Source organism: Rhodococcus sp. T2V (assembly GCF_029269925.1).
Classification (GTDB): Bacteria; Actinomycetota; Actinomycetes; order Mycobacteriales; family Mycobacteriaceae; genus Rhodococcus_F; species Rhodococcus_F koreensis.
This window is the reverse complement of sequence record NZ_JARJBD010000008.1, coordinates 1-15,916: the sequence shown is the minus strand read 5'-3', so window position 1 is coordinate 15,916 and position 15,916 is coordinate 1. Positions and strand designations below refer to the sequence as shown.

Below are 15,916 nucleotides of genomic sequence, written 5' to 3'. Positions count from 1 at the left end.
CGCCAGTCGCGCAATCATATTTACTGACTTTGTCGTCTCATAATTGTAGGTGACGCCGAGCACAGAGTCCACCTGGCGTCGCGGCGACGGCATTGGGCGTCGATCAGGGCAGGTGCACTCCATCGACGACGCACCAGCGGAGCGCGTCACCGCCCTCATTCGGTGACGCGCTCCGCCTCTCGTCACGCGGTAACCGACCTACGGCCGGCCGGCACCCGGCACCTCGACCCGCACAGTCTGCAACGTCCCTGCAAGGTCTCCGAGCCGGTCGTTGTCCACAAGCCCCGGCGCCACGCACAGGACAAGCGTGCGCCCGTCCTCGCCGCCGAGCATGCAGGCGAAGATGTTCTGCCCTTCGGGGGCGACGATCTCCTCGACGACTTCGCCACCCTCGCGGATCCGCAGGCACTTCGCATTCTTGGGGTCGGCCGCCCAGATCGCACCTTCGGCGTCGATACAGCATCCGTCGAAGATCACGTCGATCTCAGTCATGAGCTCGGCAAACGAGTTCATGTTCGGAGGGCTCGACAGCGTTGCCCAGTCCCGCCGGTCGGACAGCGAACCGTCCTCGTTGATTGTGAACGCAGTGTATTTTCCAGCCATCCCCTCGCCGACGATGAGGGTCCGGTCGTCATCGGTGATGACCGATCCGTTCGGGAACATGAGATCCTCGGCGACCACCTCGTGGCTACCGTCGGGATCGATCCGGATCACCGAGGCCGCCTTCGGCGGGCCGCCCGCGAAGGGGTCGAATCCGAAGTGGCCGACGAACGCGCGGCCCTTCCCGTCGACCACCATGTCGTTCAGATCGCCGGTGCAGTGCTCCGACACATCGGCGTGGAGGGAAACCACGCCGTCCTCGGTCCGCTTGTAGACCTTGTGGTCCTCCTGCGACACAAAGAGGAGCGAACCATCAGGGAGCCAGCCCAGCCCGGACGGCTGGTGTTCGAGCTCGAGAATCTTCTCCTCTTTGCCCTCCGGGGTGTAGGTGAAGATTCCCTTCCGATACAGATCGGATGTCCACCACACGCCGTTGTGCCATCGCGGCGCCTCGAAGTACGCGCCGCCTTTGGCCAGGACAGTGAGTTCACGGGTCATCTTTGTTCTCCGGTTCTATGATAAGGGACAGAGGTGTCACGAATTGGTAACGGGCGACGTGCGCGGGGGCGGTTCGACGAGGGCACCACGGGGTTCCGGCTCTTGCCGAACGGTCCGAGAGACAATACTCAGGACTACGACACAGACGGCACACACGACCGCCGGTGCGACCGACAGCAGGAAGATGGATTTCGACGAGAAGCTCAGCGCCAGGAACATACCTCCCAGCGCAGGGCCGAGCACTGATCCGACGCGGCCGAAACCATTGAACCAACCGATTGCCGTCGAACGGATCCGGGCCGGGTAGAGGCCGGCAGCCACCGGGTTCATGCACACCCCTGTCCCGATCACTCCGAATCCTGTCACGAAGAGAGCGACGAACAGAGCGGGCACGACACTTGTGGAATACGCGCTGACCACGATGGCAACGGCACCGACGACATAGCTCGACGCGAGAATACGGAACTTCGTCGCCACACGATCGACCGTCATTCCCAGGATCACACCGCCGATCATTCCGCCGAGCGTGCAAGCAGACGTGGCGAGAAGCGCCGCGGTTTCGTCGACGCCCGCATTGGTGAGAACCGACGGCAGCCAGCTGAAGATGAAGAAGCTGCCGATGAACTGGCACAGGTAGAGCACCCAGAGAACGATCGTCATCCGGCCACGTCCGTGATCGAACAGGGACCTGAACTGGGACTTTTCCGCGACTCTCTCGGGGAGTACGAAGCTCGCCTCACTTCCCACGACGGCCGCGGAGTCGATCGCAGCGATACCGTCGAGCACCCGCTGCCGCTTGCCCTTGACTGCCAGGAACTGCACTGTCTCGGGAAGCATCTTCAGCGCGAGCACCAGCAGCACCAGCGGAGCGACTCCGCCGAGCACGAAGACGGACCGCCACCCCAGCGCGGGAATCATGAACCCTGCCGCGAAGCCGCCGAAGAATCCGCCGGCCGCGAGACCTGCGCCGATCACCGTGACCAAGGTGCCGCGCAGTCGGGTGGGAGCCATCTCGGTGCCATAGGCGATGAGAGTGGCAGGCACCGCGCCGAGACCAAGTCCGGCGATGAATCGCAGCATTACCAGTAGCTCGACGTTGGGTGCGGCCGCCGCCGCCAGAGTGAAGACCCCGAACACTCCGGCACCCGCGAGGATGACGGGGCGACGTCCGACCCTGTCCGCAAGCGGCGCGAGGAGCATTGCCCCGAAGATGGTGCCGATCACCGCTGCCAGGGTGACTGGTGTGAGGCTCGCGACGCTTCTCCCCCACTCGCGCGCGATGGACGGTACGACGAACCCGATGATCAGCGCGTCGAATCCGTCCACTATGCCGAATGCGAGACACAGCGCAAGGGCCTTTTTCTGCATGACGGACACGCGCGCGCCGTCGATAAGTCGTTGAACGTCAACGGTATGAGTGGTGCTCACCGGCGTCCTCTCTGAGTGGAACGAATTGTTGTGTTCGGCTGCGGCTGAAGGGATCCCGTCCGCGGGAGCATCCACGCCGCCGGCCAGACCGACAGACCACCACGTGATGGCAGTTCAACATGCACGAGGTTTTTGACTTCGTCGTCTCACAAAGACTAAGTGATCCACGCCACTGTGTCCAGCCCTGTGTTCAATTTCCCCAGGGGCGCCATAGCCACGCACACGACAGCGGCCGGTACGGTCATCCCGCACCGGCCGCTGTCGCCGATCTCTCAACAAATCGTCAATGCGCCGTCAGGACTCACCGCAAGGAGATGAACCCCAGCTGATCGAGGAGGGCGGCATTGCTCCAAAAATCACGATTACGGACAATCTTGCCATTCCTGACCGTCGCGATCGAGGCACACGCCACCTTGAAGGTCTTGTTGGTGGCCGGCATGCCGGGGAGATCCTTGACATGCCTTCCTGCCATGAACCCGCCAATGCCGAAACCCTCATCCGTGGCAACGATCTCGTCCACCTCCCAATGGACATCCAACCCGCCCATGGTCTTGACGTAGAAATCCTTGGTGGCCTCCAGCCCGTGATAGACCTGGTGCACAGACGTATCCTCGTAGATGATGTTCTTGGAATAGAACGACCAGATCGCTTCCAGATCACCGGCAGCGGCTGCTGCCAAGTAGCCGCGCACGACGGCTTCGGTATCGGGGTTGTTCGGCATAGCATTTCCTCTCCACGCCAGGCAGCCCAGAGCGACAGGGCCGCAACGCGATTATGAATATTCCTGTCTCAGCACGTATCGCCGGCTGACCAGCCGATCAATTCGGCCTGCACTCGAATGCAAGCACCCCTACATGTCCACGAAGTCCGGAGTAAATGGCTGATGCGCAAGCAGCCCACCATCTACCCGAAGGATCGCACCGTTGATCCCGCTCGCGTCGTCCGACGCCAGGAAGGCGAAGGCACGCGCAAGATCTTTGGGGGTGTTCAACCGCGGGTTGAGCGTGTGGCGCTTGTACGCGCCCTGAACCTCCGCAGGCATCTTGGCTGCCGGCGGACTCAGGGTGGTGCCCGGGCAGATTGCATTGCACCGAATTCCCCTGCCGCCGTATTGAGTCGCGGTATACATTGTCAAAGCGTTCAGAGCAGCCTTCGAGGCGCCGTACCCCGTCAAACGCAAGTCCCCGGCAAAGGAGTGGGTTGACGCCGTATTCACGATCGCGCCGACACCATTCTCGAGCATCACGGGAAGGCTGTGCTTGGTGAGAAGCATCGCACCACGGACGTTGACCGCGATGACGTCGTCCCACACCTCGACCTCGAGATCAGCGATCTCACCATCGCCACCAGGGAAGACACCGGCATTGTTGATGACGATGTCGATGCGTCCGAACGCCTCGACCGTGGTGGCGACGAGCCGCCGAATATCGTCCTCCCTGCGAATGTCGGTGGTCACCGCAAGAGCCACCTTCCCGTCCGCTTCCGCGTTCAGCCGCTCGGCAAGTCTCGCCGCCCCGTCCTCGTTGATGTCCGCAACCACCACGCGCGCTCCGCGGGCTACCAACTCGGTCGCGGTCGCCCCGCCGATGTTCAGTCCACCGTCGACAATGTCGGTCGCGCCGGTGACTATGGCAATCTTCTCATCCAAGCCTGACATGCTTAATGCTCCCTTATCTCGGATACTCTCAATTGACGTTCGGGACAACGATGCTCGGCAGAACCTCCGACGCGAACAACTTCATGGAGTCGGTGAGGACGTCGATCGGCATTCCGGGAAAGTGCATACGCAACACCCAGTGGTCGCACGGAAGTAGTTGCTGGTGCCGTTCGAACTCAGCCACGAGCGTGTCCGGGCTGCCGATGAGCATGCGGTCGCGCCCGAATTCGCGAAGCGATCCGTAATCCGAGGTGCTTGCATCGGAATCCGCCTGATAGGAGCCGTCCGCGTTGACGCTCGGAAGCTTCATGAACTGTCGATATTCTGCGAACAGCATCGACAGATACGGGGCGGCGTAGTCCCACGCCTCGTCGTCGGTCGGGGCGCAGAAGCACTCGCGAACGATCGGCAGTTCTACATCCTGTTCGCTTCTTCCGGATCCACGCAACGCGTCCAGGTAAATCTCCCGTTGCCGCGCGGCGATCGGAATCGGAGCACCCGACAGCGGCAGTGCCAGGCCCATCTCACCCGCACGAGTCAGGCCCGGCCTCTTTTGCGCACCCATCCAGATGGGAAGAACTGACTGCACGGCAGGTGGACGAACCTTGATGCCCTGGAGTTTGTGCACCCGGCCGGCAAAGTCGAACACTTCACCGGTCGATGCGCGCCGCAGAATCTCGACTGTTTCCACAAGGTGGGAGACCTTCAGCTTGGCGTTCACACCGAATCGCTCGAACTCCTCTTGGCGGTATCCCATGCCCACACCAACCGTGACACGCCCGTCGGACACGTTGTCGAGAGTGGTGACGTCCTCGGCAAACTTGACGGGGTTGTAGAACGCCGGGAGTGCCACGGCGCTTCCGATCCGGATGCGGCTGGTGACCGCTGCCGCTGCCGCGCTCACGACCAGCGGCGACGGGACTTCATTCAGGTCACTACCGTGGTGCTCGGTAAAGAACATAGACCCGAAGCCCTGCTCTTCTGCCATAGCCGCCAGACGCGGAACAGCAGAGAACATCTCCGAAGAACGAAGGCCGCTATCAGCGGGCGCCTGGAGCGCGAACAGAAGACCGACGGTCATCGCGCCCACCCGGCAGCACGATCCCGAACAAGGTCGGACTCGTGATCTTCTACGATGACACGACTCTTCTTGTCTCGATCGAAGAGCCTCTCCTCGTCCGCAATCAGCGCGGCGAGGGCTGCGGGATTCTGCATGAGTTCCCCATTTTCCTCGAACGCTTCGCGGCTGGCGAAGTGAACCTCCGTAATCACGTCGTACTCGGGCTCGCGCACTGAGCCTTCGAGTACATCAGCGACCGGTCGCAGATAGTGACGGCTGTAGTGGATCATGTTGGGTGCGAACCGAACACCTAGCGGGGCGTGATGGGTTTCGTAGTAGTCGATGAACTCCTCCATCGAGAGACCTGGGCGACGCTTGAGTAGAATCATTACCTTGAACAAGGTTCCTCCAGATTGGACAATCGGGCGGCGGGCACCATCCGGGTAAGCGAGGTCTCCATTTACAACCCCGCCGAACGGCGTGCGGACTGTGACGCGTCTCACCCCTACAATAAGAGACAAAATGTCCCGAAATCAAGGCTTGCTCAGCCTCTCCACGGCGGCCGATCAACTGCATCGATAGATACAGCCGTCCGAGTGTTCGACCCGAATGCGTGCGTCTCGCAGAGATCAACCACACCCCGCACGCCGAGGATGGGCGTCATTGCACCGTCAGGTCACGTCCATGATTCTCCAACGCCACCGATAAGCCCTGCCCTTCGAGCAATCGACTCAGCGGAAGTCCATCCAGTGGCCATGCGCCGTCCAACCCAACCTGAACGGCAGGTCGATTCGCGCGATCGGCCCGACCGTGATGTCGTCGGTGTCGAAGATCAGATACTCCCCCCGATTTTCAGCCCACCACGAGACGGGAACGATGATGTAACCGTCACCCTCCGCCGAATCCTTATGGCGTGGAGCAAAAGTTGCTTCCAAAACGGCGGCCGGCTGGTCGGTTCGGATGACGTACTCTTGATCGGACAGCGTCGTCATGTCCGTAACCACGAGACTGTTCATCGACATGCCGCTGCGCTTGTTGACACCGCCGACCTGGTACCCCCATCGGTAGCCGCGCCCATAGAATCGCTCGTCCACCTTGGGGAGTTCCGACGGTCGATCCGACAACGGCTCGGACTTGGTCGACCCGGTTCCGAGGTCGACAGTCCACCGCCCCAGCTGACTCTTCGCGATACTGAAGAACAATGCGACGTCGTCTCCGTCGGCGAAATCCTGCTCAAACGGGAACGGCGGTCGATTGAAGATCGGCGCATCCAGCGTCAGCTGGTTTCCGACGATATTCGCCGACATCGTGTGCATGACATACTGCGGGTCGATATCCATCGTGACCCAACGGATGTCGGCGTTGATGTCGGTACGCGAGATCAGACCGAGCACGATGGGAAGGTCCGGCTCCCACGCGTAGACGCCAGTACCTCGGTCGATTCGACTCTTGTCGACCAGGAAGGGCTGAAACGGAAGAACGACATGTTCCGGGGTCAGCCAGATATCGTGAGCCACGGTATTGTAGGGCGCATCCCAGATATCGCGAGACTCGACAGAACCGTCCACATGCACATAGTGCATCGTGACGTACGGCGCCGTGTCACGATAGGTCAATCCGTACAGCGTTCCAGTCGCATGATCCCACTTGGGATGCGCAGTGAATCCTGCGTCACCGAACGCGGCCTTCTCGTGCAACCCGGCTGACAGCTTCGTCGACCACGGCACGATACCCACGGTGTCCAACGTCATCGGATCGATCGCGATCGGCGCGCCGACCGAGTCGGCGGTAGCGATCATCTTGCCCGCGAAGGGAAAGATGTTTACGTTGTTCGTGCCCTGCGGAACGCCGGCCGTGTATCGATCGCGCTCGACGGTGCCCAGCCCGAACGTGCGCCAGTCGTCCCAGCATCCATCGGACCAGCTGAACATGCCGCGACGGTGTTGTTCCTCGAGTAGATATTTCGGTGTTCGGATCCAGCGGTTCCGGAAGTCGGCTCGGCCGTTCTCGAACGTGATGCCCTGCACCATCCCGTCGATTGCGAGCAGCCCATTTGTTCCCTGCTTCGTCGGCCGCTTCCAGGTGGGGCCGGTTCGGTAAAACCCTCCCGCGAGATCCTTGGGGATCTCGCCGTGCGACACGATGCACTCCTCGACAGTGGCTTCGAAACGCATCGGCTGAAAGGGGCCCTTGAGCCGGGTGTCCGAAGGGATCGGATAACCCATGATGAGAACTCTCCTTGTGTGATGGGACTGCTCGGGATCGGGTGACTGGATCTACTTCTTGCCGAGGCCGTACCGTTCGATACGGCCCGAGCTCATGACGGGTAGGTGTCCGTATCCGCCGCGGCCGTTGATGGTCACTCGCGCCGGTTGCTCACGATGCCCTGGGAAGTACGGCTCCCCCAGGCGTGTCACCTTGCCCGGCACGGTCAGGTCGACCACGTCGTGCTCGATGAGCTCACCGCGCACGACTCCGACACCCTTGCTGTCCTCGTACCCGTTTTCGTACCCGGTGCCGCGGTATGCCCATGCACTCTGCAAAGCCTCGGCATCCATCTCGAAAACCGTGCCGTCCTCGAGGTGCAGTGTGTAGTGCAGCCGACTCCAGTCTCGCGTCCCGGAGATGAATTCGATGTCGTGTTCGACGCGGGAGATCCTGACCGGTTCGCGTCCGGCCGCCTCCGGCCACGACACCTCTCCGTCGAGGTGGCGCACGTTGCCGAGCGTGTCCTCGCGGAGCTGGAAGTGCACGCACAACTCGTCGGTGGTTGCGAATGTCCACAACCAGAGCATCGGCTCCCTGCGGCGACCGTGAGAAGGTTCGAACCCTCCCACGTCGGGGCGGACGCCCCACGAGTGGTCGCGGACCCCCCACCAGTCGGTGGCCTCGAAACGCTTCCCGGCCACCTCGAGCCAGCCGGACCATCTGCCGATCTGGTCGTAACGATTCGTGTCCTGGATGACTCGACCGTCACTGAACGTGTAGTGGGGCGCTTCGAGGTAGACCGGATAGACGCTGCGCCATTCGAGTTCGGCCGCGATGGGATGGTCGCCACGCTCGAGGGATACCCGGATCCGCTCGTAGGGCTCGATCACATCGACGACGAGAGGGCCGACGCGAGACTCGAGGTCGTTCTCGAGGTGCCGTGAGACCCGTACGTTGGTCTGTTGCCGGTTCTGCTGGACGACCATGAACCCGTCGGCGACACCCATGTTCTTGTAGATGCCCATGCCGGCCAACATCATCACCTCGCCGTCGGTGCTGATCGCCTCGAACCAGTGCCGGTCGTAGAACCGATGGTCGGTTGTCCCCGGCACTCGGAACGGTTGTGACGTCTGATGATTGAGCTGCTCATCGAGCGGTCCGAGCAAAGACATATCAGATCCTTTTCTCCCGTGTCCCCGGGCGGTGATGCCCGATGGTTAGCCTCGGTTATCGCAGCCCGAGGGTCGACGAAATGACCTCGCGCTGAATTTCATTGGTGCCGGCGTAGATGGTCGGGGCGATCGCATCGCGCAGGTGCTTTTCCATGCCATATTCGACGGCGTAGCCGTATCCGCCCATCAATTGCACACCCTCGAGCGCCACCGCCTTCGCGGTCTCGGTGAGCTTGACCTTTGTCATCGACGTTAGGCGAACCAACTCGTCGGCGGGTGCTGTGCCCTCCTCGACGGCGGCAATGGTCGAATAGGCCAGTGCTCGCGAGGCCGCGATCTCGATAGCGAGGTCTGCTACGCGGTGACGAATGGCCTGGAATGATCCGATCGCCTTGCCGAATTGTTTCCGTTCGCGCAGGTAGGCGAGCAGGTCGTCGAACGTCCGCTGTGCCATGCCCAGCGCCTCCACACCGGCGACCAGACGCTCCCCGTTCAGGCCGGCCATCAGCTGGTGCCACCCTTCGCCCTCGGCACCGACCACGTCGGACTCCGGAACGAAGACGTCTGCGAAATACAGATCGTTGACGAGCGCGCCGCCCATGGTCTCGATACCTACGATGGTCAAGCCCGGTGCATCGGCAGGAACCTCGAACATTGTCAAACCGTCGTGCCGCTTGTCGCCACGTGACGTCCGGGCGACCAGAAGGATCGACGACGCATGCTGTGCAGCCGAGCACCAGGTCTTTTGACCGTTGATCCGGAACCCGCCGTCAACACGTTCGGCCTTGCAAGCGATGTTGGCAGCGTCCGACCCCGCCTCGGGCTCCGAGATACTGATCGACATCGGGGCACCATCTGTGATCGCGGAGAGCATGGCCTTCTTCTGTGATTCGCTGGCGAATCGCTTGTAGATGCCGGCGACAGTGTGTGTCGAACCGATTGCGTGCACCGGCGCGAGGCCGCGATACAGCTCCTCGTGCAGCAGGCACTGGTCCATCAGGCCGCCGCCGCTGCCCCCGTATTCCTCGGGGATCGAGATGCCGAGGTAGCCCGCCGCAGCGAGCTTGGCGTAGACCGCGTCGCTGTGCGCCTCCACACCACCATTTGTCAGCGCGTCCCGTTGTTCCCTGGTTCCGCATTCCCGCTGGCAGAAGTCCCGCAACGCCGCAACCAGGTCCTGTTGCTCCACCGTCAGTGACATGTCAACGTCCCTCATACTTTCCGACGCGCTTTTCCTTGAACGCCGCGAGGGCTTCGACCAGGTCGGCTGAACCCAGCGTCGCGCCCTCCCACATCAGCGCGGTCTCGACGACTTCCCCGGCGCGCTGCCGGATGAGCTGGTTGAGGGCGTGTTTCGTACCTCGGACCCCGAGCGGCGGCAATGCGGCGATCCGCTCTGCGATCGCCCGCGCGGCCGGCGCGACGTCGGCCGGTTCATCGACCAGGTCAGTGACGAGGCCGAACTCGTAGGCCTTCTCGGCGGTCAACGCATCTCCGGTGAGGAGATAGCGTCGCGCCCGGAGAGTCCCGATGGACTGCGGCCAGAACAGCGCTCCACCGTCGCCGGCCGTCAACCCGACGGCGACGTGCGTGTCGGCGATCCGCGCATTTTTCGACGCCACTACGGCGTCGCTTCCGACGGCGACGGTCGCGCCCAGGCCGATCGCCGCGCCCTGCACACCGACGACCAACGGCACAACCAGGTTGTTGATCGCCCCGAGTAGTTCCCGTGCGCGCTGTAGCGCCGCGAGTCGGGCCTCGATATCGACATTGCATTCGAGCATTAGTTCGAAGTCGCCGCCGGCCGAGAACACCTTGCCCCTCGCCAGGAGAACAGCGACGCGGACGTCGGGATCCCCGGACAGCGATCGCAGAGCGTGCGTCAGTTCCGTCTCGAGCAAAGCGTCGAAACGGTTGAGGAGGTCGGGTCGATTGAGGGTGATCTCGCAGATACCCCCGTCCGACTCGACGGTGAGTGCGTCGTACTGGGTCACAAAGTTCTCCTGGGTGTCGAACAGGTCGGTTCGGCTAGCTCAATCCGAGTTGCTTGAGAAGGTCGAGGTTGTTCCAGAAATCTCGGTTTCGCACGATCTTGCCGTTCTTCACCCTTGCGATCGAGGCGCCAGGAACCGTGAAGAACTTGCCGGTCGCGGGCATACCCGGGAGATCCGCGTCGTGGATGCCTCCCATGTGCCAGGAGATACCGAATCCCTCCTCCGTGGCGTAGCAGGTGTCGACGATCCAGCGGACATCCAGAGCGGTCATGGACTTCACGTAGAACTTCTTGACCTGGTCAATTCCGTAGTAGATCTGGTTGACCGCAGTGTCCTCGTACACGATGTTGTCGGCGTAGTACTCCCACACCCGTTCGAAGTCGCCAGACCCGATCGCTCGTACGTAGCCCTTGACCAGTTCTTCGGTCTCCGGATGGTTCGCCATCGAACCCACCTCTCGTCGTCCGCCCCGAGCGCAGGGCCCGGGCGCAACCATTTTTGAATGTAGTCGTCTCAATATAACCACGGTGGTGACGTGGGTCAACCGTCTTCGCGCAGGCAGATCGAGCACACCCGGTGAGCGGCAGCTTCCACAACCGGCGAGCCGTCGGCGCTAGCGGTCGTTAACGGCGGGCCCGAGTGAGCTCACGGCGCGTCCCCTTGTCGACACTGCTGGCGGCTACCACGACGTCACCCCCGATGAGCTGGACGCCATTCCTCAATCCCCGGCGGCAGACGAAGTCCGGCAACCCACGCCACGCCAGACTCGGAACACGCTTCTACCAGGTAGTAGGTCATAACCTTCGCGGCGCGACGAGCCACAGCCCCACCCCGGCGTCGCTCGCCGTCTGGCGGTTGCCGCTCGCAGGCGTACCCCCTCGAGCATCACGCACGCAAGCGGTCCAGGCCGATCGCAACACGGTCAAAAATCAAACGGAAACGATCGTTTACTTCTGGTCGAGCGAAGTGCTATCGTTCAACCAAGGCATACAACGCTTCGTGGACAGCACGTGACACGAGATCAACACTCGCGAGACCTCACCCGAGGCGTCATCTACTTGAAGGAGAAACCCCATGGGTTACCCCATCCCGAACGACCCGCGGTTCAAGGGTGTGTTCCAGCCAATGCGGTTCGAAGCGACCGTCGAAGAGTGCATCGTCACCCATGGCGAAATCCCGAAGGATCTCTCGGGAGGCTTCTACCGCACCGGTCCGACCTGGAGGCGGCCGACGAAGCAGGGCACGAACGGCATCCTCTCCATGGACGGAATGGTTCAGGCTCTCGTGCTCGACAACGGGCGGGCCGACTTCAGGAACCGGTGGATTCGCACTCCCAAATACATGCTCGAAGAACAGCACGGCCGCGGAATGTTCGAGTGGTCGGACGGCGGGTTCGAAGATTGGCGCGTGTGGGGGTACGGCGACGTCAAGCGCGATCAGTACACCACCGGCGTGCCTCAGGGCACGAACAACGTCAACATCTTCCCGTTTGCCGGGGAGGTCGTCGCGTCCGGTGAGCAAGGCGGACCGCCGATCGCGTTGGATCCGATCACGTTGGAAACCAAGGGAATCGTGAACTGGTCCAACAAGTTGGGATCCGGAATTCACGAAAAGTCGAGCTACGGCGACGCGGCCTTTACTGCGCACCCGAAGTGGGACCACGACACCGGACTGCTGTACGGATGGTCATACCGGGATACGAAACCATACGTAACGCTCCACTGTGTGAGCCCCGATGGAGGCGTCGAGAGCCGCGAGCTTTGGGACGCTCCCTATAACACGGTTGCCCACGACATCTGGCTCACCGAGGACTACATCGTCATGCCCTTCCAGCCGATGCTCATCGACAAGAAGCGGATCACCGAGCGTGAGCTTTCCGTCTTCGGCTGGGATCCGGAGCTCCCGATCGTCCTGGCAGTAATCCCCCGCAACGACATTCACGGCACTGTCCGGTGGGTGAAGACCGACCTCGAGCCCCAATACGTCATGCACACCATGTCCGCCAACACCACGGGCAACATTCTGACTCTCGACGCGCCGATCTTCAATCGTCCTCCGTTCCCCTTCGAGCAGGACTTCGCTGCCGGCGACGATGTGGCACTGTTCTTCAGCATCGCCAAGAGCGCACTCGGCCGGTGGACCATCGATCTCGACTCAGGAGCGAGCAAGACCGAATTCCTGTCTGATCGCCCGTCTGAACTACCCAAGGTGGACGAGCGCTTCTACGGCAAGGCTTATCGGTTCGGATTCCAAGTCGGGGGCGTCAACAAACGCAGCGGTATGTCCATGAACAGTCTGGTCGTCACCGACATGCATACTCTGTCCGACCAGGAGTATGTAATTCGAACAGATCAACCGGCCGGAGTTCTCGAGGCCACCTTTGCGCCCCGGCGCCCGGATTCGCCGGAGGGTGATGGATACATTATCGTACCGGTGTCGTGGTGGGCCGAAAACCGCGGCGAGTACCTGATCTTCGATACCGATGACATCACGCAGGGCCCTGTTACCCGAATCGAACTTCCTTTCAAACTCGGCTGGACTGCCCACGGCCACTGGGCCGACTTCCGATAGCTCCATGACATCGCCCGAGACACAGAAGGACCGATCAATGACGACGCTTGAAACGACCGACACCAACGTGCTCGCCCGACTGCTCGAGGACCGCTGGAGTTGCCGCGGATTCTCGGAGGAGCCCGTCCCGCGGCCGGTCATCGAACAAGTCCTGGATCTCGCGCGGCTGTCGCCGTCATGGTGCAACACGCAGCCATGGCATCTCGTCGTAACCGACGGCGCAGGCACCGAGCGATTCCGGAAGGCATTGTCGGAGCAGGCGTCCGGTGCGGACCTCACACCAGACTTCCCTTTTCCTGATCGCTACTCAGGCGTCTATCAGGATCGGCGCCGAGAGTGCGGCATGCAGCTCTACGAAAGCGTGGGAGTCGTGAAGGGCGACAGAGCAGCATCGGCGACGCAGGCGGCACGAAATTTCGAGTTTTTCGGTGCACCCCACACAGCGGTTGTGACAACCAGCGCTGATCTGGGAGTGTACGGCGCCGTCGACTGCGGCCTGTACGTCCAGACATTCCTCCTCGCCGCGCAGAGCCTCGGCCTCGGCGCTATCCCCCAAGCCGCGTTCGCCGCGCACTCTCCGTTCATCCGTGACTTCTTCGATCTGCCTGAAGATCGGCTTGTCGTCTGCGGGATTTCCTTCGGATATCCCGACCGTGACCATGCGGCCAACGGATTCCGCACCCGCCGTGCCGCGGTCGGCGACACCTTCGCCTGGGTTGACCGCTGACAGATCCACATCACACGACCGAGGCCATCCAACCCCTTCACAACCTGGGGCGGATGGCCTCGGTCGCGTCGTGCACGTCAGCAACGTGTGACGGCTTCAGGTATTCCCCTCCCGCCGTCGTGAGCCGCCCTGGCCAGGGGGTGCTTCCATCCTGGCGGAAGTGTCGAGCGCTTCCAGACTCGCGAGGGCCATATCGCAAAGCAGCGAGCCGATTTCCGGCGTGGACGCTATCCCGCCGGACCTAGTCGCATTCGACATCATCAGCGCCTGAGTCGCACGAGTCGCTGTCTTCAGCGTATCTTCTGTCCACCCCGGGTAGCACTTCGCAAGGCAGTTCGACCACCGCTCGACATACTGTCGCTGTCGGCGTTGATACCGCCTCCGGTGCTCCCCCTCGAGGGATCTGTGTTCGCGTTCCCACACTCCTGCCAGCATGCGGTGTGTTTGCGCAAACTTGATGAAGCCCCGCACAAGTTCGCCCAGTTCAACACGATGATCACCCCCCGACTCGGGCATACCCATCAGCAAGGCATCGATCGCACGGTCGAACAGCGTCGACAGAATCTCATTCTTGCCTTGGAAGTGCCGGTAGATCGCTGACCCACTGACGCCAGCAGCCTGACCGATCTCATCGACACCCACACCGTCGAATCCCCGTTCGAAGAACAACTTCTCCGCCGCCTCGAGGATCCGTTCATCCCGTTCCATGTACGTAACATTACCCCACTACCACGTGGAAACGATCGTTCATCGACAGATCGAATCTATACAAGCGGCTCGGCGGCGAGCAAGATCATCCAACTGAGCCATACACGGAGTTCACAGCTATACCAGGCGCGACCGCGACACACGCCACATAGGATGAACACCGTTCCTGCCACCCTCCATACCTCTAGCTTTGTCGTAAACGACTATTTACAATACGCACAGTAGTGAGATCGAGACGATCACCGTTCGTGCGTCGGTACGGCGCCCTGAAGCTTCTAATCACTGAGCGGGAGGATGCACCGTACTCAGGCCGAGCATCGTCAGTGTCGAAGGCAAGATGCTGCGGTTTCCGTAGATGAATAACAAAGAAAGGCCGAGAAATTGAGTAAATTCGATGCGGCGATCCTCGAGTTCGCGCGCAGATGGCTGCCCTACGGCGGTCCCCCACCGGACGAAATTTGGGTCGAGTTCGGTATGAGCGCCCGCAGATACGAACAACACCTGCTGACGATGCTCGATACCGTAGCGTCGCGAAACATTCCGCCCAACGACCGCGCCACCTTGCGAGCACAACTGGTCGAGAAACGTCTACCACGGAGGATGCTGTCCCGACCCGCTATGACGAGGTAAGCCGATCATCCTTGTTCACTTGCGCTTCTTTCCGACCCACGAAAGCACTCCTGATGCCCAAACCTGTGCCCGAATTTGACGAGTCATTGCTCGTCGTGTCCGAGATCAAATCGTATGCGGCGGGTGTTCCTGCGGTGTTGGTTTCGCTCAGGCGTGGGGTGGAGCAGATGGGTCCGGTGCGCACGGCCCGGACTTTCTTCCGGCTGAATCAGCGGCACGGGTTCGACTGCCCGGGCTGTGCGTGGCCGGAGACGCCGGGGCACCGTAAGCATGCGGAGTTCTGTGAGAACGGGGCGAAGGCGGTCGCCGAGGAGGCGACCACCCGCACCGTGACCCCGGAGTTCTTCGCCGAGCATTCGGTGGCGGACCTTCTGGGTCGCACCGAGTTCTGGCTGGGGCAGCAGGGCCGCCTGACGCATCCGATGGTGCTGCTGCCCGGGGCCACGCATTACGAGCCGATCGGGTGGGACGCGGCGTTCGCGCTGATCGCCGGGGAACTGCGGGGTCTGGCGTCGCCGGACGAGGCGGTGTTCTACACGTCCGGGCGCACCAGTAACGAGGCGGCGTTCCTGTATCAGTTGATGATCCGGGCGTTCGGGACGAACAACCTGCCGGATTGTTCGAACATGTGCCACGAATCCTCGGGTAGTGCGTTGGTGGAGA

At 61.8% G+C, this 15,916-nt stretch carries 16 protein-coding genes and 1 pseudogene; 4 read left to right on the top strand and 13 right to left on the bottom strand.

Annotation, left to right across the window (positions count from 1 at the left end; translation table 11 throughout):
* Positions 1 to 198: 198 nt before the first annotated feature.
* From P3H15_RS09615 to P3H15_RS09565, 11 genes are all read right to left on the bottom strand, one after another.
* Positions 199 to 1,098, bottom strand: a complete 900-nt coding sequence (locus P3H15_RS09615) for an SMP-30/gluconolactonase/LRE family protein (RefSeq protein ID WP_276137008.1) — start codon at positions 1,096 to 1,098, stop codon at positions 199 to 201.
* A 36-nt stretch (positions 1,099 to 1,134) separates the two neighbouring features.
* Positions 1,135 to 2,526: an MFS transporter gene (locus P3H15_RS09610; RefSeq protein ID WP_276137007.1), complete on the bottom strand. Its 1,392-nt coding sequence runs from the start codon at positions 2,524 to 2,526 to the stop codon at positions 1,135 to 1,137.
* 301 nt (positions 2,527 to 2,827) lie between these two features.
* Positions 2,828 to 3,247: an ester cyclase gene (locus P3H15_RS09605; RefSeq protein ID WP_276137006.1), complete on the bottom strand. Its 420-nt coding sequence runs from the start codon at positions 3,245 to 3,247 to the stop codon at positions 2,828 to 2,830.
* A 129-nt stretch (positions 3,248 to 3,376) separates the two neighbouring features.
* Positions 3,377 to 4,183 (bottom strand): SDR family NAD(P)-dependent oxidoreductase, encoded by an 807-nt coding sequence (locus tag P3H15_RS09600; protein ID WP_276137005.1) that lies wholly within the window; start codon positions 4,181 to 4,183, stop codon positions 3,377 to 3,379.
* A 28-nt stretch (positions 4,184 to 4,211) separates the two neighbouring features.
* Complete coding sequence (locus P3H15_RS09595; RefSeq protein ID WP_276137004.1) at positions 4,212 to 5,264, bottom strand: LLM class flavin-dependent oxidoreductase; 1,053 nt, start codon at positions 5,262 to 5,264, stop codon at positions 4,212 to 4,214.
* Positions 5,261 to 5,632 (bottom strand): EthD domain-containing protein, encoded by a 372-nt coding sequence (locus P3H15_RS09590; protein WP_276137142.1) that lies wholly within the window; start codon positions 5,630 to 5,632, stop codon positions 5,261 to 5,263. Before P3H15_RS09590 ends, P3H15_RS09595 begins: the two co-directional genes overlap by 4 nt.
* Positions 5,633 to 5,974: 342 nt before the next feature.
* Positions 5,975 to 7,417: a carotenoid oxygenase family protein gene (locus P3H15_RS09585; RefSeq protein ID WP_276137141.1), complete on the bottom strand. Its 1,443-nt coding sequence runs from the start codon at positions 7,415 to 7,417 to the stop codon at positions 5,975 to 5,977.
* 102 nt (positions 7,418 to 7,519) lie between these two features.
* The gene (locus P3H15_RS09580) at positions 7,520 to 8,623 is read right to left on the bottom strand and encodes a hypothetical protein (protein ID WP_276137003.1); all 1,104 of its coding nucleotides are present in this window, start codon (positions 8,621 to 8,623) and stop codon (positions 7,520 to 7,522) included.
* 55 nt (positions 8,624 to 8,678) lie between these two features.
* On the bottom strand, positions 8,679 to 9,824 hold the full coding sequence (locus P3H15_RS09575) for an acyl-CoA dehydrogenase family protein (protein WP_276137002.1): 1,146 nt from the start codon (positions 9,822 to 9,824) through the stop codon (positions 8,679 to 8,681).
* A 1-nt stretch (position 9,825) separates the two neighbouring features.
* Entirely contained in the window at positions 9,826 to 10,617 is a 792-nt protein-coding gene (locus P3H15_RS09570) for an enoyl-CoA hydratase/isomerase family protein (RefSeq protein ID WP_276137001.1), read from the bottom strand.
* A 34-nt stretch (positions 10,618 to 10,651) separates the two neighbouring features.
* Positions 10,652 to 11,062, bottom strand: coding sequence for an ester cyclase (locus P3H15_RS09565; RefSeq protein WP_276137000.1), 411 nt, complete (start codon positions 11,060 to 11,062; stop codon positions 10,652 to 10,654).
* A 629-nt stretch (positions 11,063 to 11,691) separates the two neighbouring features.
* Here P3H15_RS09565 and P3H15_RS09560 point away from each other — a divergent pair.
* Together P3H15_RS09560 and P3H15_RS09555 are read left to right on the top strand one after the other, a co-directional pair.
* Positions 11,692 to 13,188: a carotenoid oxygenase family protein gene (locus P3H15_RS09560; protein WP_276136999.1), complete on the top strand. Its 1,497-nt coding sequence runs from the start codon at positions 11,692 to 11,694 to the stop codon at positions 13,186 to 13,188.
* A 37-nt stretch (positions 13,189 to 13,225) separates the two neighbouring features.
* Entirely contained in the window at positions 13,226 to 13,915 is a 690-nt protein-coding gene (locus P3H15_RS09555; protein WP_276136998.1) for a nitroreductase, read from the top strand.
* A gap of 96 nt (positions 13,916 to 14,011) precedes the next feature.
* Here P3H15_RS09555 and P3H15_RS09550 read toward each other — a convergent pair whose 3' ends face one another.
* Positions 14,012 to 14,623, bottom strand: a complete 612-nt coding sequence (locus P3H15_RS09550) for a TetR/AcrR family transcriptional regulator (RefSeq protein WP_276136997.1) — start codon at positions 14,621 to 14,623, stop codon at positions 14,012 to 14,014.
* Between the two features lie 279 nt (positions 14,624 to 14,902).
* Positions 14,903 to 15,124, bottom strand: a complete 222-nt coding sequence (locus P3H15_RS09545; protein ID WP_276136996.1) for a hypothetical protein — start codon at positions 15,122 to 15,124, stop codon at positions 14,903 to 14,905.
* Between P3H15_RS09545 and P3H15_RS55750 the strand changes: the two genes are divergently transcribed.
* Entirely contained in the window at positions 15,026 to 15,253 is a 228-nt protein-coding gene (locus P3H15_RS55750) for a DUF3263 domain-containing protein (RefSeq protein ID WP_369426190.1), read from the top strand. The genes P3H15_RS09545 and P3H15_RS55750 overlap by 99 nt on opposite strands.
* A gap of 53 nt (positions 15,254 to 15,306) precedes the next feature.
* Positions 15,307 to 15,916, top strand: a pseudogene (locus P3H15_RS09540) (hypothetical protein); the annotation flags it as partial.